The sequence below is a fragment of the Salinarchaeum chitinilyticum genome (assembly GCF_055390775.1).
In genome coordinates this window covers 318,361-343,788 of sequence record NZ_AP043888.1, presented here as the reverse complement: position 1 = coordinate 343,788, position 25,428 = coordinate 318,361, and the positions used below count along the sequence as shown (strand labels likewise).

Sequence of the window (25,428 nt, the reverse complement as noted above, 5' to 3'; positions counted from 1 at the left end):
GTGTCGTCCGCATGCGCCCACGCATTCGAGACCGACGGGCCAGCACCGATCGACAGGTGAGTACCGATGACCGGGCACGAATCGACCGACTCCACCGACGATGCCGGCGGAAGTGCCACCGACGCAGTCCCCGATGGCGGCGAGGCGACCGCCAGCCAGACCGGTACGAGCGCGCCCGGGTCCGCCGCCGAGCGCGGCGCTGGCGACGAGGGATCCGAGCCTGACCTCGGCGACGAGGAGCCACCGGCCGAGGAGCCCAACGCGGAGACGGGCCAGCGTCCCGTCACCAGTGGCGCCCAGTCGGTCGTCCGCGCGCTCGAGAACGCGGGCATCGAGTACCTCTTCGGCGTCCAGGGCGGCGCGATCATGCCGGTCTACGACGCGCTCTATGACTCCGAGCAGCTGAATCACGTCACGATGGCCCACGAGCAGGGCGCGTCCCACGCCGCGGACGCCTACGGGATCGTCTCCGGCGAGCCTGGCGTCTGTCTCGCCACTTCCGGGCCAGGCGCGACGAATCTCGTGACGGGGATCGCCGACGCGGACATGGACTCGGATCCGATGATCGCGCTGACCGGTCAGGTTTCCACGGAGATGGTCGGCAACGACGCGTTCCAGGAGACCGACACCACCGGCGTCACCGACCCGATCACGAAGCACAACAGCTTCGCGACGGACGCCGATTCCGTCGGCGACGACGTCGGCGAGGCGCTCGCGCTGGCCGGAACTGGCCGTCCCGGTCCGACGCTGGTCGACTTACCGAAGGACGTCACCAACGGCGAGACCGACCGTGAGCCCGGCGCGCCCCAGACGCCCGAGACGTACACCGTTCAGGAGTCCGCGGATCGAACGAACGTCGTCGAGGCAGCACGGGCGATCGAGGACGCCGAGCGCCCCGCGATCCTGGCCGGCGGCGGGATCATCAAGGGCGAGGCCAGCGAGGCGCTCTACGAGTTCGCGACCGAGTACGAAATTCCGGTCGTGACGACGATGCCCGCGCTGGGTTCCTTCCCGGAGGACCACGAGCTGTCGATGTCGATGGCCGGCATGCACGGCACCGGGTTCGCCAACATGGCGATCACCCACACCGACCTGCTGATCGGCATCGGCACCCGGTTCGACGACCGGCTGACCGGCGGCATCGAGACGTTTGCACCCGACGCCGAGGTCGTCCACGTGGACATCGACCCCGCGGAGATTAGCAAGAACATCCACGCGGACTATCCGCTGATCGGCGACGCTGGCACGGTGATCGAGCAGCTCCACGACCAGATCGACCGGAAACCCGACGCCGACGAGTGGCGCGAGCAATGCCGGACCTGGAAGGAGGAGTACCCGATGGACTACCCGATCCCGGAGGACCGCCCGCTCCAGCCGGAGTTCGTCGTCGAAGCGCTCGACGAAGCAACTGGCGACGACGCGATCGTCGCGACCGGCGTCGGCCAACACCAGATGTGGGCCTGCCAGTACTGGGAGTTCACCGAGCCCCGGACGTGGGTCTCCAGTCACGGACTGGGGACGATGGGCTACGGCATGCCCGCCGCGATCGGTGCGCGACTGGCAGCCGACGACGACCAGGACGTCGTCTGCTTCGAGGGCGACGGCTCCTTCCTGATGACGATGCAGGAGTTGTCCGTCGCCGTCCGCGAGGAGCTCGACGTCACCGTCGCCGTGCTCAACAACGAGTACGTCGGCATGGTCCGCCAGTGGCAGGACGCCTTCTTCGAGGGCCGCCACGCGGCTTCGGAGTACGGCTGGTGTCCCGAGTTCGACAAGCTGGCGGAGGCGTTCGGCGCGCGCGGCTGGGCGGTCGACGAGTACGACGAGGTCGCCGACGCCGTCGAGGACGCCGTCGCGTACGACGGTCCGAGCGTGATCGACTTCCGGATCGACCCACAGGCGAACGTCTACCCGATGGTCCCCAGCGGCGGAGACAACGGGAAGTTCGCACTGTCGGAGGGGCAGCTCTGAGGTGATTCGATATGAGCAACGAATCCACCACGAACGCCGACGGCGACTCGAAGGCGCTGGAGGGACCGCGACCCGAGGAACGACCCGAACCCAAGGGGAAGCGCAACCCGCAGGGGATCCGCATCGACCCCGAGGCGGAGGCCGAGCTCAAACCCGAGCACGTGACGCTCTCGGCGCTGGTGCTCCACGAGCCCGGCGTGCTCGCGCAGGTCTCCTCGCTGTTCAGCCGGCGGCAGTTCAACATCGAGAGCTTGACCGTCGGTCCGACGGAGAACCCCGACCGCGCGCGGATCACGCTGGCCATCGAGGAGACGCGACCGGGAATCGAGCAGGCCAAGAAGCAGCTCGCGAAACTCGTGCCCGTCGCAGCGGTTCGCGAGCTCGAACGCGACGCGACGCTCCGCGAGCTCGCACTCATCAAGGTGAGCGGCGAGCACCCCGACAAGGTGCAGGCGCTGGCCGAGATGTACGGCGGCCAGGCCGTCGACGCGGGCGCGGAGACCATCACGGTCGAGATCACGGGGCAGCGCCCGCAGATCGAGAACGCAGTCGAGGCGTTCCAACGCTTCGGCGTCCGGGAGGTCACACGCACCGGCACCGCGGCGCTGGCGCGGGGAACCACCGAGACCGCGGACGAGGGCCACCCGCCGAACGCGCCGATGAACGACGATTAGATCGCCCGGACGATCACATCCACACCCACAGACACCAATCCGATCACACCACGATTTCAGATCCCAACAATGGCAGACGAATTCACCACGACGGTATACTACGACGACGACGCGGACAGCTCGCACATCGACGACAAGACAGTGGCCGTGCTTGGCTTCGGGAGCCAGGGCCACGCGCACGCGCTGAACCTCCACGAGTCGGGGGTCGACGTGGTCGTCGGACTCCGTGAGGACTCCTCTTCGCGAGCCGACGCCGAGGACGCTGGCCTGACGGTCACGACGCCCGCTGACGCGGCCGCGCAGGCTGACGTCGTCTCAGTGCTCGTCCCCGACACGGTCCAGCCCGACGTCTACGAGAATGCGATCGAGCCGAACCTCGACGCCGGCGACACGCTCCAGTTCGCCCACGGGTTCAACATCCACTACAACCAGATCGAGCCTCCGGAGGACGTCGACGTGACGATGGTCGCCCCGAAGAGTCCGGGCCACCTCGTGCGCCGGAACTACGAGCGCGACCAGGGGACGCCCGCGCTGCTCGCGGTCTACCAGGACGCGACCGACGACGCCCACGACACCGGGCTGGCCTACGCCCAGGGCATCGGCTGTGCCCGCGCGGGCGTCATCGAGACCAGCTTCCAGGAGGAGGTCGAGTCCGACCTCTTCGGCGAGCAGGCCGTCCTCTGTGGCGGCGTCACCTCGCTGGTCAAGCACGGCTACGAGACGCTCGTCGACAACGGCTACTCTCCCGAGATCGCCTACTTCGAGTGCCTGAACGAGCTGAAGCTCATCGTCGACCTGATGTACGAAGGTGGGCACGCCGAGATGTGGAACTCCGTCTCGGACACCGCCGAGTACGGCGGGCTCGTCCGCGGCGACGAGATCGTCGACGACCACGTTCGCGAGAACATGGAGGAGACCCTCGAAGCCGTCCAGGACGGCACCTTCGCACGCGAGTGGATCGCGGAGAACCAGGCCGGCCGGCCCAGCTACACCCAGCTGCGCCGCGCCGAGATGAACCACGAGATCGAGGACGTCGGCGAGCGCCTCCGCGCCCTCTTCGCCTGGGCCGACGAGAACGAGCCCGAGGCCGCCGAAGCGCCCGCGGACGACTGAGCCCGACACTGTCACCCACCACTGACACCCCACCGAACCCCGACACAGACCGATGACACCCGACACACCAACCGAGAACCGACCGACCGACTCCGAGGACAGCACCGACCGCCCCAGGATGGGCGGCGTCGACCACACCCACCCCGAGCGGAACACCACGTTCGGTTCCATCTTCGGCCGCGGCCCGAGCGTCGCGGCGGATGGAGGCGAGCCTGCCCCGGCCCCAGAGGCTGGGGACGATGACGACGCCGCGATGGAGGACGTCGACCACGACGCACCCAGTGAGACCGGGCCGAACGCGACGTTCGAGCGTGGCGCAGAGCACGCGGCGGAGTCCGATCCAGCGGACGCCGCCGATCCCGCCGACGTAACCGATCCCGTAGACGAGGCTCCGACGGATGAGTGAGGGAACGCTCTACGACAAGGTCTGGGATCAGCACAAGGTCACGACGCTGCCCAACGGCCAGGACCAGCTGTTCGTCGGGCTCCACCTCATCCACGAGGTCACGAGCCCGCAGGCGTTCGGGATGCTCCAGGAGCGCGGCCTCGAGGTCGCGCGACCGGACCTGACTCACGCGACGGTCGACCACATCGTTCCGACGGCCGACCAGTCCCGTCCCTACGGCGACGACGCGGCCGAGCGCATGATGGCCGAGCTCGAGGAGAACGTCCGCGACGCGGGGATCCAGTTCTCGGACCCCACCACCGGCGATCAGGGGATCGTCCACGTCATCGGCCCGGAGCAGGGGATCACCCAGCCCGGCAAGACGATCGTCTGTGGCGACTCCCACACCTCGACCCACGGCGCCTTCGGCGCGCTGGCGTTCGGGATCGGCACGTCCCAGATCCGGGACGTGCTCGCGACCCAGACCATCGCGATGGAGAAACAGAAGGTCCGTCGTATCGAGGTCACCGGTGAACTCGAGGAGGGCGTCGAGGCCAAGGACATTATCCTCGAGATCATCCGCCGACTCGGCACCGAGGGTGGCGTCGGCTACGTCTACGAGTACGCTGGCGAGACGATCGAGAATCTCGGCATGGAGGGTCGGATGTCCATCTGCAACATGTCCATCGAGGGCGGCGCTCGTGCGGGCTACGTACAGCCCGACGAGACCACGGCGGCCTGGATGAAGGAGACCGACTACTTCCAGGAACACCCCGAGGAGTTCGAGCAGCTGAAGCCGTACTGGGAATCGATCCGTTCGGACGAAGACGCCGAGTACGATGACGTGGTCGAGATCGACGCGGGCTCGCTCGACCCCGTCGTCACCTGGGGCACCACGCCCGGCCAGGGCGTCGGCATCGACGACCCGATCCCAGCGCCGGAGGACCTGCCCGAAGCGAAGCAGGACACGGCACGTCGCGCCCAGGAACACATGCGCGTCGAGCCCGGCGAGACGATGAACGGATACGAGATCGACGTCGCGTTCCTGGGATCCTGCACGAACGCACGCTTGCCAGACCTGCGCCGCGCGGCGCGGATCGTCAAGGGCCGCGAGGTCGACGATGACGTTCGCGCGTTCGTCGTCCCCGGCAGCCAGCGCGTCCAGGAGGCCGCGAGGAAGGAAGGGCTGAAGGACGTCTTCGAGGAGGCCGGCTTCGAGTGGCGCAACGCGGGCTGCTCGATGTGTCTCGGCATGAACGAGGATCAGCTCGAGGGCGACGAGGCCTGTGCCTCCTCCTCGAACCGCAACTTCGTCGGCCGCCAGGGCTCGAAGGATGGGCGGACCGTCCTGATGAACCCGCGGATGGTCGCCGCGGCGGCGATCACCGGAGAAGTGAGTGACGTACGCGACGTGACGGAGGTGTCCCTGGCATGAGCCCCGACGAATCCAGCGGCGACGCCACCGAGGACATTCCCTCCGTCGAGCACGTTTCGGGCTCCGGCGTCCCGATCCGTGGCAACGACATCGACACCGACCAGATCATCCCGGCGCGCTTCATGAAGGTCGTCACCTTCGACGGGCTCGGTCAGTTCTCCTTCTTCGACCTACGCTTCGACGATGACGACGAGCCCAAAGAGCATCCGATGAACGAGGAGCGGTTCCAGGACGCCTCGGTCATGGTCGTCAACGACAATTTCGGCTGTGGCTCCTCGCGCGAGCACGCGCCCCAAGCCCTGATGCGCTGGGGCATCGACGCCTTCGTCGGCGAAGGGTTCGCGGAGATCTTCGCGGGCAACTGTCTCGCGTTGGGCATGCCGACCGTGACGGCCGATCACGAGTCGATCAATCACCTCCAGCAGTGGGTGGAGGACAACCCCGACGGCGACATCGACGTCGACGTCGCAGCCGAGACCGTCACCTACGGCGGCAACGAGATCAGCGTCAGCGTCGACGACGCTCAGCGACAGGCCCTCGTCGAGGGCATCTGGGACACGACGGCGCTGATGAAGGCCAACGGGAACGCGATCGAGGAGACCGCGGCGTCGCTGCCGTACCTCTGAGGTCACTGTCGACTCGTCGCGCAGTTCTCACTCGTACTCACCGACGCCCGGTGCTATCTTCGCGCAGCCTGGCCCAAACCCAGCCGATGGTACGTACCACTCGTCCTTCGCCCATGCTTGCGAGTACCATCAGTCCGATCCATAGCGAGAGAAGTCCCAGAAAGCCAGCGAATGGATTGCCGGGGCCGCCCTGGTTCGCTTCGGCGACGATCCAGAGGTACGTGGCGAGTCCCAGGACGATCGCGGGCGTGATGCGACGGCGCCTGGCGAGCAGGTAGGTCGGGACGGCTCCTGCCGCTACGAGCAACAGGATTGGATAGAGCTCCATCGGGTGATCAATGCCGAACTCCGGGTGACCCCGTCCGTTTGCGTACCAGACGGCAGCAACGCAGTACGCCGCTCCCGATAGCGCGCTCAGCACGACCGACGTGGAAGTCAGATCGGGAAGTTCGGTCGAGTTCGACACGGTTCGTCGTAGCGTCTCCATCGACGAAAAATCGGGTGTATTCGGACAGGTCGGTCGAGCCGCTGACGGCAAACCGTTTCTGGTGGAAGCATTAATTGATATACCGAGTTACCGATTAGTCATGACCGCGTCAGTCAAGGTCGACGATGAGGCGAAAGATCGCCTCGAGGAACTCCAGGCTGAGATCCGGCTCGAGACCGGGACCGACGTCACGCAACAGGAGTTGCTGAGTCGACTGATCGACGACGCCTACTCCTCGCAAGCCGAGATCGTGGATTCGTTTCGCTCGTCTGGCGTGCCGCTCTCCTCGAAGGAGAAAGAAGCGATGGCTCGCAGACGGTTCGCCTCTGGCACCGAGACCGACGAAGAGGACATCGACGAGATCCTGTACAGATGAGCGTCCTCGTCGACCGCACGGCGCCGTCCGATCGATAACCGTTAGCACGAACATAGCCAGCGGCTGTCCGATGCCGAGTTCCGGCGATATCGAGCAGTAAATCTCTGTGAGCGTGATCGGACCGATGGTCGTCGCGGACCGTCCGACGGTAGGATCTCGTTACTCGACGTGACGTGCTCCAGTTCCTGTATTGGCTACAATGGAGGGTGCGAAACGCGAGGCCAGTATGTGAATATTATTGGGAGACGAGTCGTGGGCAACTGGCGTTCACGTGGATCGGAGACGTACCCAATCTGCCGTCGAAGTTAACTCAGGTAGTCGTTGATTACGGGCAGAAATGGGAGCGTACCGGCGCCGATGGATGGTCGCTGCTGGGGTAATCGTTGCCTTACTCACTCTCCCAGTGCTCGGTGCCAGTTTCGGTGGAGTGGGTATCGGCGGCTGGCAGGACGCCGGATCAGCATCGGAATCTACAGGCCAGGCGGCCGGTTCATCGACAAGCTTTGCCACGCTGGGCCCGCCGAACTGGCCCTCCGAGCCGCTCGATCCAACGGACGTACCAGGGCGCTTCGACGTGAGCAATACGAGCGAGTATCCGTACGCTACCATCGGTACGGTCGGTAGCGCGACCGGTGTGCTCGTCTCGGAGTATCACGTTCTCACGGCGGCACACGTCGTGACTGACGACGACGGCGACCCGTACGACACCGGATCGATGACGTTCACGCCTGGCTACCGAGACGCTCCTGAGGAGCCCGCGGGGGCTCCCTTCGGTCGCGCGAACGTCACCGACGTCTACGTGCACCCCGACTGGAACGGTGACCCACCGGTGAACGACCTCGCGTTGCTGGTGCTGGATCGGCCCATCGGCGCGGAGGCCGGATCGATGGCGCTGCCCGACGGAGCACTTGGAGACCTCCACTCGCGGGACCTGAATCAGGCGGGCTACGTTCACAACGTCACCGGAACGCGCCAAATCGGCTCGACGCCGACGCCCCAGCCCTCCGCCCGCGGCACGAACGACGGCTACCTCTACTACTGCGGGCCGCTCTCCCACGGGGACAGTGGCGCACCGGTCTGGACGTACGTCGACGGGCGCGCGACGCTCGTCACGATCAACTCCGCGTGGCACTCCTCGAACGACTGCGACGACGCGGCGGTCGGGGTTCGCCTGGACGAGCAGCGACTCGATCGGATTCGGGACTGGATGGAACGGGACGAGCGACCGGCGTCGAAGGACGGCGTCGCTCCCGATAGCGGGTCGTGAGAATCGAAGCAGCGTCTCGAAGCGGGCCCCGTGGATGGAATCGCTCGGCCTGCTGTCTCTGTCAAAAGGATCTGACAGTCTCTGTCGAAGCGATCGCGGCGTGCCCTCGGCGTTGGGAGCAACCTCTCCAGACCGATGGCCCCGAACCGAACCACTTTCCCCCTCGCTTTCCGTCCGACCAGGCATGACTCACGAGATCGCCGTGATCCCTGGCGACGGGATCGGCCAGGAGGTCACGCCCGCCGCCGTCGAGGTACTGGAGGCACTGCCGGTCGACTTCGAGTTCGTCGAGGGTGAGGCGGGCGACGCCGTCGCCGAACGGACGGGCGAGGCGCTCCCACAGGAGACGCGCGCGCTCGCTGCTGACGCCGACGCGACGCTGTTCGGGGCTGCCGGCGAGACGGCAGCGGACGTCATCCTCCCGCTCCGTTCGGTCGTCGATTCGTTTGCGAACGTCCGTCCCGCGCGATCCTACCCCGGGCTGGACGCGATCCAGCCGGAGACGGACATCGTCTTCATCCGGGAGAACACCGAGGGCGTCTACACCGGCATCGAGAGCGAGATCACCGACGGCGTGCGGACGCTGACCCGCGTCGTCACGGAGGAGGCGTCCCGCGACATCGCGGAGTACGGCTTCGAGTACGCCCGCAAGAACGACTTCGAAAACGTGACGATCGCCCACAAGGCCAACGTGATGCGAGAGACGGACGGCCTGTTCCTCGAGGTCGCGAAATCGGTCGGTGACGAGTTCGACGTCGAGTACGACACCGCGCTCATGGACGCGCTCGCGATGCACCTCGTCCAGCGCCCGGAGGAGTACGGCGTCGTCATCTGCCCGAACCTCGCCGGCGACATGCTCTCGGACCTCTCGGCGGGCCTGGTCGGCGGGCTCGGTCTGCTGCCCTCCGCCAACGTCGGCGAGGAGAACGCTCTCTTCGAGCCGGTCCACGGCTCTGCACCCGACATCGCCGGTGACGGTATCGCGAACCCCGCGGCGATGATCCTCTCCGCAGCGATGCTCCTCGAACACCTCGAGTTTGGCGAGGAGGCAGCGAACGTGCGATCTGCAGTCGAGGGCGTCCTCGCCGAGGGGCCGCGGACGCCGGATCTTGGTGGCGACGCCGGCACGGAAGACGTGACGGCGGCCGTCGTCGACCGTCTCTGATTCAGCGAACGATCGGTTTCGCGGAATCGCCGACTGCAGCCGTCAGCGACGCCGATCGGCGTCGTCAGTCGTCGCCGGACGCGGCCATCGGCCGGAGCGACTCGGCAGCGGCGTCCGCCGACTCGCCCTCGTAGACGACCTGTTCCAGTGCGTCGAGCATCCGTTCGGGTCGCTCGCGCTGCCAGACGTTGCGGCCGACCGCCAGTCCAGCGACGCCAGCGTCGATCGCGCCCTCGACGGTCTCGAGGAACCCCACGTCGTCGGTCTTCGAGCCGCCGCTCATCAGCACGTTCACGTCCGCAGCTGCGTCGACCGCGCGTGAAAGCGCGTCCGCGCTGCCGGGGTACTTGACCTTCGTGAAGTCGGCTCCGAGTTCGAGTCCGATGCGGGCGGCGTAGGCCACCGTTTCGGGCGTTCGCGTCCGCTTTATCGGCTGCCCCCGAGCGTAGGACCAGAGTGCGACGGGCAGGTCGTGCTCGCGGGCGGCTTCCTGGACGGCAGTGAACTCCTCGATCATCTCACACTCTCGGTTACTGCCGGGATAGACGGTGTAACCGATCGCCGCAGCACCGAGTTCTGCCGCGTAGTCCACCGAGCAGGTCTGGGGCGAGTACGGCTCGCCGCTCCAGAGGTTGCTCGTGCCGTTGCACTTCAGGAGGACGTCGACCTCGGGGTAGGAGGGGCAGTACGTCTCGGCGAGGCCTTTCTGGACGGCCAGGCAACCGACCGCGTCGTGGGTAGCGAGCTCGAAGATCGTCTCGGGATCGAGCCGCTCGGGTACCTCCGTGAACCCCTCGGGCCCGTGCTCGAGCCCGTGGTCGTGGGCGAGGACGATCGTGCGGCCGTCGCGGGTGAGTTGGGTTGCCGTTCCGGGGCGCATGTACGCACCGATACAACTCTATTCGTTAAATGAGTTGTGTATCTCATTCTCAAATTGGGTAGTAAACGTGAGCAGGTACCAAGCAGCTGTCGGTCGAGGAGCAGTCGGTCGCCACAGCGACACCCGACGGCGATCGCCCGATCAGTGGCTCCGGACGCGAACCCTCCGACAGCTACCGGTCTTCGACGATCGAACTGCGCCAGGAAGCAACGACCTCGACCCGCTTGACAGTTACTCGTCGTTCACGTCGTCGGAGTCGGTCGTGGTCTCGGAGGGCTCCTGGTCGGCTCCCGCGCCGACGTTCTCACCGCGTTCTGCGTCGTCGATCGAGGCAGCGACCTCACACGCCCGTTCCCACTTCCCCTGCTTCTCGAGGTGGTCCTGAAACTGCTGGGCGTACTCGTCGGCGAGTGCGGCCGCAGCCTCGGCTCGGTGTTCGCTCTCGTCGTCGCCGCCCATGCCCAACGACTTCTTGATCGAACCGAACAGGCCGCTGCCACCGCGCTTCGAGTCGTCGTCTGCTCCGGCACTCCCGCCACCAGACCCGGGCGCACCGCCCATTCCCATCCCGCCCTGCATCTGCTCGATAGCAGGAAGGACCTGGTCGATCTTGCTGGTGTCGGCAACCACTCTCGCGTCCTCGGGCGAGGATGGATTCTCGACGTGGAACTCGACCGCGGTCATGATCGTTCCCCACTCCTGGCTCGAGAACTCGGACGCTGCGACGCGCTGAGAGAACTCGCGGTCGACAGCCATCCGATCGCCCACGAACTGGTCCGTCCATGCGCTCATGCGAGCAACTCCGGCTGGCAGTCGTTTTAGCGTTGCGCACCGTTCTCCGGATGCGCGGACTGAGCGGCGGCGTCGACCGGCGGCGCTCCCGTGAACTCGAATCGAGCGCCGCCCGACGCCGCGTCCGTCGCCCGCACCGACCAGCCGTGGGCCTCGGCGATGCCCTGGACGATCGAGAGCCCGAGGCCGGTGCCTTTGTTCGAGGAGGTGTGTCCCGGTTCGAAGATCTCCTCCAGCCGATCCGCGGGGATCCCGACGCCGTCGTCCTCGACGAAGAACCCCCACTCGTCTCGAGCGGGGACGTGATCGCCGTCCGGACTGATCGGACCGACCCGAACCGTCAGGTGGCTCGCGTCGGGTGCCCCGTTCCGCTGACGGTCGCCGTCGGCACGATTTCCACCATCCGCACCCGCTTCGGAGACGTCCGGCTCGGGGTGGCCAGCAGGATTCGTGGCTCCGTGTTCCACCGCGTTTCGAAAGAGGTTCTCGAGGAGTCGCTGGAGGCGTTGCACGTCCGCGCCGAACGTAACGTCCGCGTCGCACCGGAGCGTGGCGCCGTGTGTGTCGACCTGTTCCCAGGCAGTGGCGGCGACCTCTTCCAGCGACACCGGTTCCCGATGTTCGATGTGGGACCCCTCGCGAGCTAGCGTCAACACGTCCTCGATGATCGTGTTCATCCGCTCCAGCGACTCTTCGACGGCCTCGAAGTACTCTTCGTCGCCGGTATCCCGCGCCATCGGGAGGTATCCTTCCGCGACGCTCAACGGGTTCCGGAGGTCGTGCGAGACGACGCTCGCGAACTGCTCGAGCTGTTCGTTCTGGCGCTCGAGCTCCTGTCGGCTCTGTTCCCGTTCGGTCACGTCGTGGAAGACGAGGACGCGTCCGTGTTTCGTTCCCCGCTGGTCCTGGACGGGCGTCACGCGAATCTCGTAGACGCGTACGTCGTCACCGACGGGAAGCCGGACGATCCGCTTCGTCTGGATCGCGTTCCTGACGACCTCGACGACGTCGTCGTTGTCGAACGCGTCAGCGAACTCGGTTCCGATCACCCCACCTTCCGGACTCCCGAGCAAACTGGCACCGGCTTCGTTCAGGTCCGTGATCCTGTCCTCGTCGTCGAGCACGATCACGGGGTCGGGGAGCGTGTCGACGACTTGATCGCGCGCGATGGGTACGAGGTCAATCAGCCGGTTCTGCGTGATCGCCCACGCAACCGCGGCGCCGGTGATCGCGAACGCGATCGGCGTGAAGTCCCTCGCCGTCGCGCCGAGGAGCCAGAGCACTTGCGCAACGAATGGGGCCGTCACGCCCAGCAGAATGAACCCCGCCTGGCGACGGTATATCGCCTTGGTCCGGAACGTCTGCTGGACGAGGAGACCGATACCGATCAGGAGGAGACCGAACGAGTAGATGGTGTGTCCCACGAACGCTGGGCCCAACTGGCCGGCCTCTTCGACGGAGGACCACATGAGCCCGTGCCAGGGGTTCGTCGCAGTCAGCGCCACGACCAACACTGGCTCGACTGCCAACAGGGCTATCGACCGGTGGGTCAGGAGATGGCTTCGGCCGGTAAACTCGAGGACGAGGGTCAGGAAGCCGGTGACACACCCCGCGACGCCGAGATACGTCGTCACCTGTGTGGCCCACAGGAGGGTGCGATCTGTGCTGACGATCTGCAGGCCGTGGGAGGCGTTCCAGATCGCGACACCGAGCAAGAGCACCGCCAGGGACGTCGCGCCAGGAGTCCCCCGGCGCTCCCAGGCGTAGTGGCTCAACACGGCCGACCCCGCGCCGATCGCGATGATACTGGTAGCGAATGCGATCTCGATCGTCGAGGTGTGCTCCAGCGCCACCTGTATTCCCCGGCGGTTCGCGCGCCTGCCCTATATGTGCACTGGCGGTGGTATCGGGTTCGGTGGGGTGAAAGAAACGACGGGCTGCTTCGGTCGCGTGGCCGGCTCCGTTGCTCCAGCGACTACAGCTCGACCTCGGCGTAGAGCGAGGACTTCAGCGCGTCGTGGACCTTGCAGAGTTCGTTGGCGCGCTCGACGATCGCGTCTGCCGTCCCGGCGTCGAGGTCGGCGTCGGTCTCGACGTCAAACTCGATGGCGTCGAGCTTGTCGTCGTCGTTGAGCTCGCCGGTGACGTCGATGGCGACCTCGCCGAGGTCGCCTGCGTCGCGCTGTTCGGCCGCAACGCGCAGTGCGGGGACGTAGCAGGACGCATAATCCGCGATGAGCACCTCGAGCGTGTCCGGTGCGGATTCGCCGGTCGCGTCGATCGTGAGCTCGAAGTCGCGGATGTGGTTCTCGGAGCTGAACCCTTCGGTCGAGACGGTGTGAGCGGTTTTTGCCATTGCAACTGTGGAGTTGCTCCGCCCGGACCGTAAGTGTAGGCGATCCCGGAACGCTCACCGTCGGGTTCGACCGGCTCCTTTGGCGTCGAGAAACGGAGGCTACTGGATCGATCGCACGTCGGCTTCGACGTGGATCTGGTCGGGGAACTCCCGCGTCGCGATCGAACTCGCGAGTTCGTCGTGGCCGACGATCTCGACCGTGCGCGTGTAGACCGTGTAGGACCAGGATTCGTACTGACCGCCCCGCTCGAGGCTCCCGTAGAGTGGAACCGAGAGATCCTCCGGCGGGGGCGTGTGCGGTCCCTTGAACTCCGCGCCCTTGCGCTCGACGGTCTCCTTGATGTCCGCGACGACGGAGTCGAGTGCCCGCCGATCGCCGCTCTCGAGTTCGAGGGTCGTCACGAACGTCATCTGTACGTCGATGCGTCACTCGACGCTAAAAGGGCTGCTAATCTCCGATCGGTTCGGCTCCTCGGTAGACGTGGCTCTGTCACCGCGTGCTCCCCCCGCTCGCGGTTCCGGCGCCGACACCGACTTGTGAGCGTGCAGTGTACATTATTCTCATGGGGTCGCTCTCGGCGCGCACGCTCGAGCGGCAGTTGCTGGCGCTCGACGGCGACGCGTTCGTCGAGTTCGTCGCCGCGCTCTGGCGGGCGTCCGGTTGGACAGTCCGGCGTGACGGCTCGGTCCTCCACGCGTCGCGTCACGGAGCGTCCAAGCGGCTTCTCGTGCTACCGCCACAGCGGATCGCGCCCAGTCTGCGACGGGGCCCCACGACGACCGCCCCGGTCGACGTGGTGGTCGCTCCGTTCTCGGTGGCGAGTACCTCGGAACTGCCGCGGGGGACGCCCGACGCGGAGATCGTCGACGTAGCGGGACTCCGCGACCGACTCTATTACGCGCTCAACGACGAGACGCGAACACGGTTGCTCGCGTCGCACCTTGGAGTCACGTCGAACGAGGACGGCCCGTCCGGGAGGTTCGGACCGTTCCCCGTCCTCAGAGCGCCAGCGCCCGGGCGGGCGACCGTAGCGAGCGTTGGAACGATTCTTTTGCTCGCGGGTGCGCTCTTGCTGGTCGTCGCGACCGGCGTTCCCTTCGGCGGATCGAGTTCGTCGGGCATGGTCGACGCGACCGAGCCCGCGACGGCGGGAGGCTACTCGACGGCTGCTGCATCGGTGTACGATGCCCACCGAACCTGCGAACGCGGTCCCGGCGAAGTGGTCCGGATCTCGACGGAGGCGGTGCGTGGATCGAGCCTCAGCCGCGGGCTGGTCGTGATGGGTGACTTCTGGAACCCGCGACTCGTCCAGGCGATGCCGACTGGCGTCTGGTACGAACGGATGCAAAGCGAGGATCGCCAGCCCTTCTACGCCGCAAGCGAGGTCACGCTCGCGGCACCGACGATCGACGGCGACGACGCCGTCGTCAACGCGACGGCGACCGTCGACGGTCAACAGCGAGCGTACGCGTTCTCCCTCAGCAAGACCTCGACGGCGTCTGGGGAGTCCTGCTGGGTGATCGATCAGTTCGCCCCCGCGTGAGCGCGGCGTGCTCCTACTTCTCTCCGTTGCGAGCGCAGTCGGCATCTTCCCGGACACCGGGCCCACCCGGCGAAAGCGATAACCCCTGGGGCTGAGAACGCTCGGGCAGATGCTCGAGGGAGTCTCGGTCGCGCTCGGCGTCACTGGCAGCATCGCAGCGGTGCGTACCGTCGAACTCGCACACGAGCTGCGACGCCGGGGCGCCGAGGTGCGCGCAGTGTGTACCGACGCCTCCCGTGGGATCGTCCACCCGAACGCGCTGGAGTACGCGACGGGCCACGAGCCCGTCACGGAGCTGACCGGGGCGGTCGAACACGTCGAACTCTGCGGTCGCGACGGCTGGGCGGACGTCCTCCTGATCGCACCGGCGACGGCCAACACGATCGGGAAGATGGCGGCGACGATCGACGACTCGCCGGTCACGACCTGTGCGACGACGGCATTGGGCGCGGACGTACCCGTGGTGCTCGCCCCCGCGATGCACGAGCCGATGTACGACCACCCTGGCGTCCCACAGGCGATCGGGACGCTGGAATCCTGGGGCGTCGAGTTCGTCGATCCGCGGATCGAGGAAGGCAAGGCCAAGATCGCGACCGAAGACGCGATCGCGCTCGCGACGGCCCGTGCCGCCCGGGCAGCGGTGGGGGACGACGACCTCGCGGGCGAGTCCATCGTCGTGACGACAGGGGCGACCGCCGAGCCGATCGACCCGGTCCGGGTGCTGACGAATCGCTCCTCCGGGAAGATGGGCCGTGCCGTCGCACGATCCTGCTACGTCCTGGGTGCAGACGTCACCGTCATCCACGGCCCGGTCGGGCCGCGAGCGTTCTCCGACGCCGGCGCCGACCCGAAGGCCGACGACCCGGGCGTTCCCTACGCCGCCCTCGTCGAGGTCGAGGACTCCGAGGCGATGCTCGAGGCGCTCCAGGACGCGATCGTCGACGCCGACGCGCTCGTCGCCGCGGCAGCGGTCGGCGACTACACGACGCCCGAACACGCGGACAAACTCCGGTCGGGGGAGTCGCGTTCGCTCGACCTCGAGCCGACGCCGAAGCTCGTCGACGGCGCTCGCGACGCCCGGCCCGACCTGCCGATCGTCGGGTTCAAGACCGAGACCAGCGGGGACGACGACGCGATGGTCGCGGCAGCGCGGGCGATCATGGAGCGAGCCGACCTCGACCTCGTCGTGGCCAACGACGCCAGCGTCATGGGCGCGGATTCGACGCGCGCACTGTTCGTCGACGCCGTCGAAGACGCGGACGGGTCGCCGGTCGAGAGCGCCTCCGGGTCGAAGGCCGCGGTCGGCGACGTGGTCGCGGAGTGGGTCGCGCGCCTGCTGGGGTAGCAACTGCAGATCGATCGAGGTGCCGATCCGCCGGCGCCGTCGTGTTGCCTCTCGACGTTCCTGGAGACTGGCGGCGAAACGAGCGTCCAACCGCTCCGGTCCTCGCTGAACGTCCGTCGAACTGCGTCCGTCCGAATCCGGCGACGGGCGCGGGAGAACGAAACCGTTTTCGGCGGATCACATGAAGGGCGAGCAACGGAGGACTCCCAGGAGCATGCGCCAGACTATCGGCGACGACGGTCGGGGGGACACGCCAGCGGCGGAACGGTCCGTGCTGGTCCCAGTCGCCCCATCGGCGACGCTCCGAGAGACCATCGAGTACGTCGTGGAATCGACGTTCGACGACGGCGTCGAGGCCACCGATTCGACCGACGCGACGGCAGCCACGGACCAGCCAGCGGTGCAGGGAACAGACGAGTCCGGTCCAGACGTCGACGCCGGTCGTCCCACCGTCCACTTCGTCTACGTCCACGCGCCGGAGGAGTTCGATCCCGACGACGAGGCGCCCGAACTCGACGACGCCGAGGAGCTCCTCGACCGCGTCAGGGTGTGGGCAACGGAGGACGCCGGGGGCGAGGGCCGCATCGAGATCCACACTGGACACGTCGGCACCGACCGGTACCTGTTCAGTCCGGCAGACGTCGCAGCCTCACTGATCGACGCCGCGCGCGACGCCGGTGCAGACAGGATCGTCCTCGATCCCGAGTACGATCCCGGTATCGGCGCGCCGTTGCTCCGGCCACTCGCCTACGAACTCTCCCGTGACGCCACGTTGTCGATCGAGGAGGCACCGGTCCAGCAGCGGGTTCGACGCGCGCCGCTCGTCGGCCGTTCGAGTGCGCGACGCATCGGGGCGCTCGCCGGGCTATCCTTCCTGTTCTATCAGATGCTCGCGGGTGCGTTGACGCCGTTCGACGTCGTCACCGGTTCGATCACGGCGATCGTCGTCGCGGGGACGCTCTCGCGGATCTCGTTCAGTCGCGATCCGACGCCGACACAGACGCCGCTGCGGCTCGCGCGATTCGTGCTCTACGTGCCGTATCTCCTCTGGGAGATCGTCGTGGCGAATCTCGTCGTCGCGGCGGTCATCCTGGATCCGCGCAAGGAGATCGACCCGAAGATGGCACGCATCGAGCCTGCCGTCTACGGTGCGCTCCCCGTGACGTCGCTCGCGAACTCGATCACGCTCACGCCGGGAACGCTGACGGTCCGCGTCCAGGGGCGGGAGCTGTTGATTCACACCCTGCTCCCCGCCTCGCGCGAGGACCTCTTCGACGGCTCACTCGAGCGGGCGATCAGGTTCGTGTTCTACGGCCGTCGCGCGATGCGCATCGACAGCCTGCGGGAGCGTGGCGTCGCCGAAATCGTTCCCAGCAGCAACGAGGATGCGGCCGCCACCGAGGGAGGTGAGGGCTCGTGACCGTTCCGTTGCTGCTCGGGAGCGATCCCGACGCGTTCGTCGCAGACGCGTTCCTCGCCGCCGCAGCACTGTTCGTCGTCCTCGCGATCGCACTGCTCTACCGCGTGGTTCGCGGCCCGACGATGCAGGATCGCGTGCTCGCGGTGAACGTCCTCGGGACGAACACCGTCGTCGTGCTCGCCCTGCTCTCCGTCGGGCTCGGCGAGGAGTCGCTGCTCGACGTCGCGCTGATCTACGCACTGTTGAACTTCCTGATGGCGGTCGCCATCTCGAAGTTCACAGTCGATCGCGGGGGTGTCATCTGATGCACGAACTCCGCGCCGTCGCGATCCTCGTGTGCGTGGCCGTCGGCCTGTTCTTCACGCTCGTGTCGACGGTCGGCGTGCTCAGGCTCCCCGACATCTACACGCGAGCCCACACCGCGTCGCAGGCGGACACGCTCGGTGCTGGGTTCGCCCTCGCTGGCGTCGCGCTCGCGATTGGGGTGGATTCCACGGCGATCAAGACCGTCCTGCTCCTGTTTTTCATCTTCGTGACGAACCCGACCGCCGCGCACGCGATCGCGCGGGCTGCCCACGAGGAGGGATTCGTCCCCTGGACTGCCGACGACGGATCGGACGGGGCGGGCGCTGGCACCGGGGGCGGCGTTGCAGGTGCCGGCGCTGAAGGGGCCGCCGAGGCTTCTGGCGGGTCGACCGACACCGGAGGTGACCAGTAGTGACGCCGGGCGCCATCGAGCTGGCGCTGTTCGCGTTCGTCCTCCTGACCGCACTGGCGACCGCCGCGTTCCGGGACGTGCTGGCCGCGATCATCGTCTTCGCGGCCTACAGTCTCGGGATGGCGATCTACTACGCCGTGTTGCTCGCGCCCGACGTCGCGATGACCGAGGCAGCCATCGGGGCGGGCGTGACGACGCTGTTGCTCCTCTTGACGATCGCCAAGACCGTGCGTCCCGGTCGCGACGAGCTGTTCGAGTCGGTCCACTGGCCGGGGCTGCTCGTCGTCGGCGCATTCACGACCGTGATCCTCGTGACGGTGACCTCCTTCCCCGAGATCGGGGCCCCCGACGCGCCGATCGTTTCCAATCCCGAGGTCTCGCAGTACTACGTCGAGGAGGCCTACCACGACACCGGGGTCGAGAACGCCGTCACGGCCGTCCTCGCCGGCTACCGTGGGTTCGACACGTTCGGCGAGGCGGTCGTCGTGTTCGCCGCAGGCGTCGCGACGATGGTGGTGCTCCACGCGGAGGTGTTCACTCGTGAGTGACGAGACCGACGAAGCGACGGACGACGTGGAATCGAGTTCCAACGGCGGACCTGCGTCGACCACCGACGCACAGCGACCGACGGAAACGGACGCGATGGGTGAGGGTGGCACCTACGTCGAGAGCCAGGTGATCATGACCACCGTCCGCGTCGTCGCGCCGTTCGCCTTCACCTACGGACTGTTCCTCACCTTCCACGGCGGCGGTTCGCCGGGTGGCGGGTTCCAGGGCGGTGCGATCGTCGGGACGACGATCCTCATGATCGCGTTCGCGTTCGGGATCGAACCGACCCGGGACTGGCTCGCGAACCGCGTGGTCGTCGGACTGGCCAGTGGCGGCGTGCTCGCGTTCGCACTGATCGGACTGCTTCCGCTGCTCGTCGACGGTCGGTTTCTCGAACACGCCGTCTACAGCGACGAGTTCGGCCTCTACCACGGGAAGAAGTACGCGCTCGAAGGCGTCGAGATCGTCGGGATCGCACCGATCGTCTCCGCGATCGTGATCGGCCTGTTCTTCACGATCGCCGCGGGCTTCGTCGACCAGGGCGCCGCCTGGCAGAGTTCCGGCCCTGGCTCGTATCCCGAGCACGACCTCGACGGAGGTGACGAGGAGTGAGTCCGATCGTCGAAATGCTCACCAGTCGGTACGCGTACGTCCTCTTTGCCCTGCTGCTGGGCATCGGTCTCTACATGATCGTCTCCAGCCAGAACCTCGTCAAGAAAGTGATCGGACTCAACCTCTTCCAGACTGCCCTCTTCCTGTTCTTCATTGCCAGCGCGTACCTCGCCGGGGGGGAGGCGCCGATCATCAACGAGGGCAGCGAAGCGACCTACGTCAGCCCGCTCCCCCACGTGATCGTGCTGACCGCGATCGTCGTCGGGATCGCGGTGACCGCCGTCGCGCTCGCGTTGCTCGTCCGGATCTACGCGGAGTACGGCACGCTCGAAGAGGACGTCCTCCAGGAGGTGCGTTCGGATGACTGATCCGACGATCGCCCCGGTCCTGCTCATCGCGCTCCCGATCGTCGCGGCCGCGATCGTCCTGCTCGCTGGCCTGCGCTGGTCCCGTGCCGGCTGGCCGATCGCGCTCGTGGCGCTCCTCGCCGAAGCGGGGCTCGCGGCGTGGCTCGCCAGCGCTGTCTTCGGCGATACGGGTCGGCTGGTCCACGAACTCGGCGCGTACGGGCGTCCGGGTCCGAACGAGTTCGCGGTCGGTATCGAACTCGTCGCCGACGCGCTCTCTGCCACGATGGTCGCCCTCGTCGCCCTCGTCGCCGTTGCCGTGCTCGCGGTGACCCGTCGCGGTGGCCCGCGGGGCGTGCCGTTCTACGCAGCCTATCTCATGCTGATCGGTGGGCTGATGGGCGTCTCGCTGACCGGCGACGTGTTCAACCTGTTCGTGTTCCTCGAGATCACCGGGATCGCGACGTACACGCTGGTCGCGTCGAACCGGAGCGCGCCGGCGGCGGTCGCCTCGCTCAAGTACCTCATCGTCGGCACCACCGGCGCGTCGATGTATCTCCTCGGCGTCGGCTACCTGCTGATGGCCACCGGGACGCTCAACATGGCCGACCTCGCCGCGACGCTCGCCGGCGAGCCGTCGTTCGTCGACGGCCCGATGTACACCGACCCGCTCGTGCTCGCGAGCTTCGCGTTCATCGCCACTGGACTGTTCGTGAAGGCCGCGATCTTTCCGCTCCACACCTGGCAGCCGGACGCTTACGCGGAGGCGCCAGACGGCGTGACAGTGCTGATCTCCGCGCTCGTCTCGACGATCGGCGCTTACGCCTTCCTTCGGCTCTCGCTGTCGGTGTTCACGCCGGCCTTTTTCGAGGCGACCCCGATCGTCGCGACCGTCGTCGTGACGGTGGCGTCGGTGAGCGTCGTCGCGGGCAGTGCGCTCGCGGTGATGCAATCCCGGATCAAGCGGATGTTCGCGTACTCCTCGGTTTCGCAGTTCGGTCTGGTCGTGGTCGCCGTCGGGATCGCGGTCCACCCCGCCGCGGGTGCCGACGCCGCGGAGGCGGCGCTGATCGGAGCGGTGATCCACCTCGTCGGCCACGCCGTCATCAAGGGCGGGCTGTTCACGGCGGCGATGGGCCTCTCGCTCGATTCCGGCGCTCGCAGGGTCGACGAGCTCGCCGGTCTCGGCCGACGCTCCCCGGTACTGTCCGCGTCGATGGCGCTCCTGGGACTGACGCTCGTCGGCGTCCCGCCGGCGGTCGGCTTCCTGGGGAAGTGGCACATCGCAGTCGGCGCGATGGACGCCGGCGTCTGGCCGGTCGCAGTCGTCGTCCTCCTCTCTACCGTGCTCACACTCGCCTACGTCGCTCGACTCCTGGAACAGCTGTACTTCACGCCCGCGCCGAGCGGTGACGCGACGGACCTCGACGTCGGATCGCCGACCGACGCCGCCGGCGGCCACGCCGTCGCCGCGGACGGCGGCGACGGTGCGTCGGACGAATCGACCGGGGCGGACCAGTCTGGATCCGGCACCGAGTCCGACGAGTCGGGTGGCGCAGGTACGATCGAGGCACCACTCGGCGTGGTCGCTGTTGCGGTCAGCGCCGCCATCCTCGCGATCCTGCTTGGGTTCGCCGGCAGCGAGTTCGCCGAAGCGCTCGAGCCGTTCGTCACGGAGGTGCTCGGCCAGTGAGCACCGTCGAGTCGATTCGCCCGTTGCTCGCCGTGGCGATCTCGACGGTCGCGATTCCGCTGATCGTCGCGAGCTACCGCCGCCCGAACGTCCGCGACTCCATCTCCGTGCTCACGGCGCTGGGGAAGTTCGCGATCGTCGCGAGCATGCTCCCCGCCGTACTGAATGGCGACGAGTTCCGGTGGTCGCTGGGGACGTACGCACCGGGGGTCGAGTTCGCGCTGCGTGCCGATCCGCTCGGCATGCTGTTCGCGCTGCTCTCGAGTCTGCTCTGGGTGTTCACCGCCTTCTACGCGATCGGCTACATGCGCGGGCTCGACGAGCACTCACAGACGCGCTTTTTCGCCGCGTTCGCAGGAAGCCTCGCGGCGGCCGTCGGGATCGCGTTCGCGGAGAACCTCCTGACGATCTTCGTGTTCTACGAGCTGCTCTCCGTGGCGACCTACCCGCTGGTCGCCCACGACGAGACCGACGAGGCGCGGGCCGCCGGCCGGAAATATCTCCTCTACACGTTCTTCGGCGGTGGCGTGCTCGTGCTCGGTGGCGCCGCGCTCGTCTACGTGCTGGCCGGAACGACGACCTTCGGTGCGACGGCCGAGGGACTTTCGACGGCCGATCCCACGCTCGCCAAGGCAGCGTTCGCGATGCTCGCCGCCGGCTTCGGGATCAAGGCCGGGTTGATGCCCGCTCACTCGTGGCTCCCCGACGCGATGGTCGCGCCGACGCCGGTGTCGGGACTCCTCCACGCAGTGGCGGTCGTCAAGGCCGGCGCGTTCGGTGTCGCGCGGGTGATACTGGACGTCTACGGTCCCGACCTGGTCGGTGATCTGGGGGTGGGACTACCGCTCGCGGCGGTGGCGGCGTTCACCTTGCTCGCGGCGAGCGTGATCGCCCTCCGGCAGGACCACCTCAAGCGCAGACTGGCATACTCGACGATCAGTCAGCTCTCCTACATCGTGCTCGGTCTGGCACTACTTGGACCGACGGCGATCACGGGCGGGCTGCTCCACATCCCCGCTCACGCGTTCATGAAGCTCACGCTGTTCTTCTGTGCGGGGATCATCCACGTCGAGACGCACACCGACTACATCCCGGAGATGGACGGGATCGGAAAACGGATGCCGCTGACGATGACGGCGTTCGCCGTCGCGGCTGCGGGGATGGCGGGTATCCCGCTCGTCGCCGGGTTCGTCAGCAAGTGGTACATCCTGATCGGGGCGATCGAGGTGAACGAGGCGATCTTCGCCGTCGCGCTGCTCGTCTCGGGCGTTCTCAACATCGCGTACTTCTGGCCGATCGTTTACGGCGCGTTCTTCGAGTCGCCTGACGCCGCGGACGAGAAGCCACTCGTCTCCGGACCGCTCGGCGGACGCGAGGGGCCGCGATCGGTCCAGCTCCTGAAGCCCGCCGGTTCGCACGGCTCTCTCGGCGAGGGCTCCGCTAGCGGCGTGGGCGGGCCGCTCGCGGGATCGACGGACGGGCGCGACGACCCCGCACCGCTGGAAGACGGCGACTACGCCGTGGATCGCCATCCGAGCGATCACGCCGGCGACACCGAATCCCACAGCCCCGAGGATAGCGCAAGTATCGACGATCACGACGACCACGCCGATCACGGTCACCACGGTGGCCCTGGCCCCGACGGCTGGGAGCACCGCCGCTGGACTGGCGAGGAGAGCACCTGGCTGATGCTCGGGCCGATCCTCGCCGTCGCCGCCGGGGCGGTCGTGTTGGGGATCGTGCCCTACGAGGCGCAGTTCCTGGAGCTCGTCGAGGTCATCGTCGAGGGGGTGAGCGCCTGATGGTGCTCGAGAGCATCCATCCGGCGGCGCTCGTGCTGGTGGCCGCGCTGTTGACCTGGAAGCTACCGCGGACGATCGGGCACGCGCTGGGGGTCCTTGCGACGGCCAGCGCCGCAGCGATCGCGTGGTTCGCGCCGAAGGGAACGCACTACTCCGTCGAGCTGTTCGGGGCTGTCGGCGGTTCGACGGGCTTCGAGGCCGTGCTGTTCAACGTCGACCAGTTCTCGGCGCTGATGGGCCTGATCTTCGGCTTTATCGGCGCAGTGGCGGTGCTGTACTCCTGGGCCAGCGGCGCGGATCGCGTGCAGACGGCCTTCGCGCTCTCCTACGTCGGGACCAGCCTCGGCACCGTGTTCGCCGGCGACTGGCTAACCCTGATCTTCTGCTGGGAGCTGATGGCAGTCACCTCGACGCTGCTCGTCTGGCACTACGGCGGCGCGGCGGTCCGGGCCGGCTTCCGCTATGCGCTGCTCCACGGCATCGGCGGCAGCCTGCTGCTCGGCGCGATCGTCTGGCACTACGCCGAGGTCGGGAGTCTGCTGTTCTCGGCGAGTTCGGGCATGGAGGGCACCGTCGCGCAGGTTCTAGCCGCGATCGGCATCGGCGTCAACGTCGGGTTCGTCGGGCTCCACGCGTGGCTGCCGGACACCTACCCGCGCCCCCACGTCGCGGCGAGCGTGTTCCTTTGCGTCTTCACGACGAAGACCGGCGTCTACGGCATGTACCGGGCGTTCCCGGACGGCCACCTCTGGATCGCGTACATGGGCGGTGCGATGGCGGTGTTCGGCGCGTTTGCGGCGCTACTCCAGTCGGACATGCGCCGGCTCCTCTCCTACCACATCCAGTCCCAGGTAGGATACATGATCGCCGGCGTCGGGATCGGCTCGACGCTCGCGGTCGCGGGCGCGTTCGGCCACGTGTTCAACCACATTCTCTACAAGAGCCTGCTGTTCATGGCGGTCGGCGTCGTGATCTACCGGACCGGCGAGGAGTCACTCGATCACGTCGGTGGGCTCGGCCGCAAGATGCCGTTCACGGCGATCGTGTTCACCGTCGCAGCGCTGTCGATCGCCGGCTTCCCCGGGTTCAACGGGTTCGTCTCGAAGGGGATCGTGATCGCGGAGGCCCATCACTACGAGAAGTACGAGGCGCTCTGGTATCTGCTCCTCATTGGCGGCGTCGGGACCTTCCTCTCGTTCATCAAACTCGGCTATTTCGCGTTCGTCGAGGGGAGCTACGACGGCGAGGTCCGCGACGCGAACCTCGGCCAGCGCGTCGGAATGGGGCTCGTCGCCGTGCTCTGTATCGTGTTCGGGATCTACCCCGCCGCCCTCTACCGGGTCCTGCCCGGTGGGGAGATCCTGGGCTGGCAGACGTTCGAGGCCGGCCACTACCAGTTCGAGGTGTTCACCACGGGCCACCTCGTCGAAGGCTTTGGCCTGGCCCTGGCGGGGCTCGTCGGCTTCGCGATCCTGCGTGCGCCGCTCCACCGGATCGGCCAGGTTCCCGACGTCGACGCACTCTACAACCGCGTCGGGTTCTACGGCGGCCGGTGGCTCGTGATCGGCGTCACAGAACTGTACGCGCTGGTCGATCGCGGTGCCGTCCTGCTCGCCGACACCTCGATGGCGGTCGCGCGCGATCCGGAGGGCTACGTCCGCCGGGTCCCCGGCAGCGAAGCGATGCTCGGCGACCCCGGCGAACGGTACGAGCCACTGCGATCGGACATCGGCCGGAGTATTCTCCTCGTCGTCCTCGTGGTAACGGCCGTCCTCGTGGCTGTGCTGAGTGGCTGAGGACTGCGCGAGCGCCCGGGCAGGCTAGCGGCGACGTAGTTTGGGGCGGCCGTCCGCCGCCCAGCTTCACCCCTC

26 protein-coding genes are annotated in these 25,428 nt (G+C 67.3%); 20 read left to right on the top strand and 6 right to left on the bottom strand.

The window, feature by feature from the left end:
* Nucleotides 1-66: 66 nt before the first annotated feature.
* From ilvB to leuD, 6 genes are read left to right on the top strand one after another with little or no spacing between them, the layout of a single operon-like run.
* A complete protein-coding gene (gene ilvB, locus ACZ5KP_RS01740) occupies nucleotides 67-1,971 on the top strand; it encodes a biosynthetic-type acetolactate synthase large subunit (RefSeq protein ID WP_460919245.1) in 1,905 nt (634 codons plus the stop codon).
* A gap of 11 nt (nucleotides 1,972-1,982) precedes the next feature.
* Complete coding sequence (gene ilvN, locus ACZ5KP_RS01735) at nucleotides 1,983-2,645, top strand: acetolactate synthase small subunit (protein WP_460919241.1); 663 nt, start codon at nucleotides 1,983-1,985, stop codon at nucleotides 2,643-2,645.
* 12 nt (nucleotides 2,646-2,657) lie between these two features.
* Nucleotides 2,658-3,758 carry a ketol-acid reductoisomerase gene (gene ilvC / locus ACZ5KP_RS01730; RefSeq protein WP_460921096.1) on the top strand — a complete coding sequence of 367 codons (1,101 nt, stop codon included), beginning with the start codon at nucleotides 2,658-2,660 and terminating at the stop codon, nucleotides 3,756-3,758.
* 52 nt (nucleotides 3,759-3,810) lie between these two features.
* A complete protein-coding gene (locus tag ACZ5KP_RS01725; protein ID WP_460919238.1) occupies nucleotides 3,811-4,164 on the top strand; it encodes a hypothetical protein in 354 nt (117 codons plus the stop codon).
* A complete protein-coding gene (leuC, locus tag ACZ5KP_RS01720) occupies nucleotides 4,157-5,578 on the top strand; it encodes a 3-isopropylmalate dehydratase large subunit (protein WP_460919235.1) in 1,422 nt (473 codons plus the stop codon). Before ACZ5KP_RS01725 ends, leuC begins: the two co-directional genes overlap by 8 nt.
* Nucleotides 5,575-6,204, top strand: coding sequence for a 3-isopropylmalate dehydratase small subunit (leuD, locus tag ACZ5KP_RS01715; protein ID WP_460919232.1), 630 nt, complete (start codon nucleotides 5,575-5,577; stop codon nucleotides 6,202-6,204). Before leuC ends, leuD begins: the two co-directional genes overlap by 4 nt.
* A 37-nt stretch (nucleotides 6,205-6,241) precedes the next feature.
* Here leuD and ACZ5KP_RS01710 read toward each other — a convergent pair whose 3' ends face one another.
* Entirely contained in the window at nucleotides 6,242-6,532 is a 291-nt protein-coding gene (locus ACZ5KP_RS01710; RefSeq protein WP_460919229.1) for a hypothetical protein, read from the bottom strand.
* A 259-nt stretch (nucleotides 6,533-6,791) separates the two neighbouring features.
* Here ACZ5KP_RS01710 and ACZ5KP_RS01705 point away from each other — a divergent pair, with 259 nt between their 5' ends.
* The 3 genes from ACZ5KP_RS01705 (at nucleotide 6,792) to ACZ5KP_RS01695 (ending at nucleotide 9,499) form a co-directional block, all read left to right on the top strand.
* Complete coding sequence (locus ACZ5KP_RS01705) at nucleotides 6,792-7,067, top strand: hypothetical protein (protein WP_460919227.1); 276 nt, start codon at nucleotides 6,792-6,794, stop codon at nucleotides 7,065-7,067.
* A 574-nt stretch (nucleotides 7,068-7,641) separates the two neighbouring features.
* Nucleotides 7,642-8,334: a trypsin-like serine peptidase gene (locus ACZ5KP_RS01700; RefSeq protein ID WP_460919224.1), complete on the top strand. Its 693-nt coding sequence runs from the start codon at nucleotides 7,642-7,644 to the stop codon at nucleotides 8,332-8,334.
* A 184-nt stretch (nucleotides 8,335-8,518) separates the two neighbouring features.
* The gene (locus ACZ5KP_RS01695) at nucleotides 8,519-9,499 is read left to right on the top strand and encodes an isocitrate/isopropylmalate dehydrogenase family protein (protein WP_460919221.1); all 981 of its coding nucleotides are present in this window, start codon (nucleotides 8,519-8,521) and stop codon (nucleotides 9,497-9,499) included.
* Nucleotides 9,500-9,563: 64 nt separating this feature from the next.
* On the opposite strand, the gene ACZ5KP_RS01690 is transcribed toward ACZ5KP_RS01695, so the two are convergent.
* From ACZ5KP_RS01690 to ACZ5KP_RS01670, 5 genes are all read right to left on the bottom strand, one after another.
* On the bottom strand, nucleotides 9,564-10,379 hold the full coding sequence (locus tag ACZ5KP_RS01690) for a class I fructose-bisphosphate aldolase (protein ID WP_460919218.1): 816 nt from the start codon (nucleotides 10,377-10,379) through the stop codon (nucleotides 9,564-9,566).
* A 231-nt stretch (nucleotides 10,380-10,610) separates the two neighbouring features.
* The gene (locus tag ACZ5KP_RS01685; RefSeq protein ID WP_460919215.1) at nucleotides 10,611-11,171 is read right to left on the bottom strand and encodes a DUF5799 family protein; all 561 of its coding nucleotides are present in this window, start codon (nucleotides 11,169-11,171) and stop codon (nucleotides 10,611-10,613) included.
* Nucleotides 11,172-11,197: 26 nt separating this feature from the next.
* Complete coding sequence (locus ACZ5KP_RS01680; RefSeq protein ID WP_460919212.1) at nucleotides 11,198-13,024, bottom strand: histidine kinase N-terminal 7TM domain-containing protein; 1,827 nt, start codon at nucleotides 13,022-13,024, stop codon at nucleotides 11,198-11,200.
* A 122-nt stretch (nucleotides 13,025-13,146) separates the two neighbouring features.
* Nucleotides 13,147-13,527, bottom strand: coding sequence for an OsmC family protein (locus ACZ5KP_RS01675; RefSeq protein ID WP_460919209.1), 381 nt, complete (start codon nucleotides 13,525-13,527; stop codon nucleotides 13,147-13,149).
* 99 nt (nucleotides 13,528-13,626) lie between these two features.
* On the bottom strand, nucleotides 13,627-13,938 hold the full coding sequence (locus ACZ5KP_RS01670) for a 30S ribosomal protein S10 (protein ID WP_460919206.1): 312 nt from the start codon (nucleotides 13,936-13,938) through the stop codon (nucleotides 13,627-13,629).
* Nucleotides 13,939-14,090: 152 nt separating this feature from the next.
* Between ACZ5KP_RS01670 and ACZ5KP_RS01665 the strand changes: the two genes are divergently transcribed.
* The 11 genes from ACZ5KP_RS01665 (at nucleotide 14,091) to ACZ5KP_RS01615 (ending at nucleotide 25,353) form a co-directional block, all read left to right on the top strand.
* Nucleotides 14,091-15,071, top strand: coding sequence for a hypothetical protein (locus tag ACZ5KP_RS01665; protein WP_460919203.1), 981 nt, complete (start codon nucleotides 14,091-14,093; stop codon nucleotides 15,069-15,071).
* A 109-nt stretch (nucleotides 15,072-15,180) separates the two neighbouring features.
* Complete coding sequence (gene coaBC, locus ACZ5KP_RS01660; RefSeq protein WP_460919200.1) at nucleotides 15,181-16,416, top strand: bifunctional phosphopantothenoylcysteine decarboxylase/phosphopantothenate--cysteine ligase CoaBC; 1,236 nt, start codon at nucleotides 15,181-15,183, stop codon at nucleotides 16,414-16,416.
* A 214-nt stretch (nucleotides 16,417-16,630) separates the two neighbouring features.
* The gene (locus ACZ5KP_RS01655) at nucleotides 16,631-17,836 is read left to right on the top strand and encodes a monovalent cation/H+ antiporter subunit E (protein ID WP_460919197.1); all 1,206 of its coding nucleotides are present in this window, start codon (nucleotides 16,631-16,633) and stop codon (nucleotides 17,834-17,836) included.
* 11 nt (nucleotides 17,837-17,847) lie between these two features.
* Complete coding sequence (locus ACZ5KP_RS01650; protein ID WP_460921094.1) at nucleotides 17,848-18,141, top strand: cation:proton antiporter; 294 nt, start codon at nucleotides 17,848-17,850, stop codon at nucleotides 18,139-18,141.
* Nucleotides 18,141-18,554 carry a monovalent cation/H(+) antiporter subunit G gene (gene mnhG, locus ACZ5KP_RS01645; protein ID WP_460919194.1) on the top strand — a complete coding sequence of 138 codons (414 nt, stop codon included), beginning with the start codon at nucleotides 18,141-18,143 and terminating at the stop codon, nucleotides 18,552-18,554. Before ACZ5KP_RS01650 ends, mnhG begins: the two co-directional genes overlap by 1 nt.
* Entirely contained in the window at nucleotides 18,554-19,102 is a 549-nt protein-coding gene (locus ACZ5KP_RS01640; protein WP_460919191.1) for a DUF4040 domain-containing protein, read from the top strand. The genes mnhG and ACZ5KP_RS01640 overlap by 1 nt, the downstream gene beginning before the upstream one ends.
* Before the next feature lie 94 nt (nucleotides 19,103-19,196).
* On the top strand, nucleotides 19,197-19,715 hold the full coding sequence (locus tag ACZ5KP_RS01635) for an MnhB domain-containing protein (protein WP_460921092.1): 519 nt from the start codon (nucleotides 19,197-19,199) through the stop codon (nucleotides 19,713-19,715).
* 5 nt (nucleotides 19,716-19,720) lie between these two features.
* The gene (locus tag ACZ5KP_RS01630) at nucleotides 19,721-20,083 is read left to right on the top strand and encodes a cation:proton antiporter subunit C (protein WP_460921090.1); all 363 of its coding nucleotides are present in this window, start codon (nucleotides 19,721-19,723) and stop codon (nucleotides 20,081-20,083) included.
* Nucleotides 20,076-21,755, top strand: a complete 1,680-nt coding sequence (locus ACZ5KP_RS01625) for a proton-conducting transporter transmembrane domain-containing protein (protein ID WP_460919188.1) — start codon at nucleotides 20,076-20,078, stop codon at nucleotides 21,753-21,755. Before ACZ5KP_RS01630 ends, ACZ5KP_RS01625 begins: the two co-directional genes overlap by 8 nt.
* Complete coding sequence (locus ACZ5KP_RS01620) at nucleotides 21,752-23,557, top strand: monovalent cation/H+ antiporter subunit D family protein (RefSeq protein WP_460919184.1); 1,806 nt, start codon at nucleotides 21,752-21,754, stop codon at nucleotides 23,555-23,557. The genes ACZ5KP_RS01625 and ACZ5KP_RS01620 overlap by 4 nt, the downstream gene beginning before the upstream one ends.
* On the top strand, nucleotides 23,554-25,353 hold the full coding sequence (locus tag ACZ5KP_RS01615; protein WP_460921088.1) for a Na(+)/H(+) antiporter subunit D: 1,800 nt from the start codon (nucleotides 23,554-23,556) through the stop codon (nucleotides 25,351-25,353). The genes ACZ5KP_RS01620 and ACZ5KP_RS01615 overlap by 4 nt, the downstream gene beginning before the upstream one ends.
* Nucleotides 25,354-25,428 lie beyond the last annotated feature (75 nt).

Bases quoted from the DNA above. Each gene is read 5' to 3' on its own strand.
- ilvB (WP_460919245.1), top strand. From the start codon at position 67: ATGACCGGGCACGAATCGACCGACTCCACCGACGATGCCGGCGGAAGT.
- ilvN (WP_460919241.1), top strand. From the start codon at position 1,983: ATGAGCAACGAATCCACCACGAACGCCGACGGCGACTCGAAGGCGCTG.
- ACZ5KP_RS01725 (WP_460919238.1), top strand. From the start codon at position 3,811: ATGACACCCGACACACCAACCGAGAACCGACCGACCGACTCCGAGGAC.
- leuC (WP_460919235.1), top strand. From the start codon at position 4,157: ATGAGTGAGGGAACGCTCTACGACAAGGTCTGGGATCAGCACAAGGTC.
- leuD (WP_460919232.1), top strand. From the start codon at position 5,575: ATGAGCCCCGACGAATCCAGCGGCGACGCCACCGAGGACATTCCCTCC.
- ACZ5KP_RS01710 (WP_460919229.1), bottom strand. From the start codon at position 6,532: ATGGAGCTCTATCCAATCCTGTTGCTCGTAGCGGCAGGAGCCGTCCCG.
- ACZ5KP_RS01705 (WP_460919227.1), top strand. From the start codon at position 6,792: ATGACCGCGTCAGTCAAGGTCGACGATGAGGCGAAAGATCGCCTCGAG.
- ACZ5KP_RS01695 (WP_460919221.1), top strand. From the start codon at position 8,519: ATGACTCACGAGATCGCCGTGATCCCTGGCGACGGGATCGGCCAGGAG.
- ACZ5KP_RS01690 (WP_460919218.1), bottom strand. From the start codon at position 10,379: ATGCGCCCCGGAACGGCAACCCAACTCACCCGCGACGGCCGCACGATC.
- ACZ5KP_RS01685 (WP_460919215.1), bottom strand. From the start codon at position 11,171: ATGAGCGCATGGACGGACCAGTTCGTGGGCGATCGGATGGCTGTCGAC.
- ACZ5KP_RS01675 (WP_460919209.1), bottom strand. From the start codon at position 13,527: ATGGCAAAAACCGCTCACACCGTCTCGACCGAAGGGTTCAGCTCCGAG.
- ACZ5KP_RS01670 (WP_460919206.1), bottom strand. From the start codon at position 13,938: ATGACGTTCGTGACGACCCTCGAACTCGAGAGCGGCGATCGGCGGGCA.
- ACZ5KP_RS01665 (WP_460919203.1), top strand. From the start codon at position 14,091: ATGGGGTCGCTCTCGGCGCGCACGCTCGAGCGGCAGTTGCTGGCGCTC.
- coaBC (WP_460919200.1), top strand. From the start codon at position 15,181: ATGCTCGAGGGAGTCTCGGTCGCGCTCGGCGTCACTGGCAGCATCGCA.
- ACZ5KP_RS01655 (WP_460919197.1), top strand. From the start codon at position 16,631: ATGCGCCAGACTATCGGCGACGACGGTCGGGGGGACACGCCAGCGGCG.
- mnhG (WP_460919194.1), top strand. From the start codon at position 18,141: ATGCACGAACTCCGCGCCGTCGCGATCCTCGTGTGCGTGGCCGTCGGC.
- ACZ5KP_RS01635 (WP_460921092.1), top strand. From the start codon at position 19,197: ATGGGTGAGGGTGGCACCTACGTCGAGAGCCAGGTGATCATGACCACC.
- ACZ5KP_RS01625 (WP_460919188.1), top strand. From the start codon at position 20,076: ATGACTGATCCGACGATCGCCCCGGTCCTGCTCATCGCGCTCCCGATC.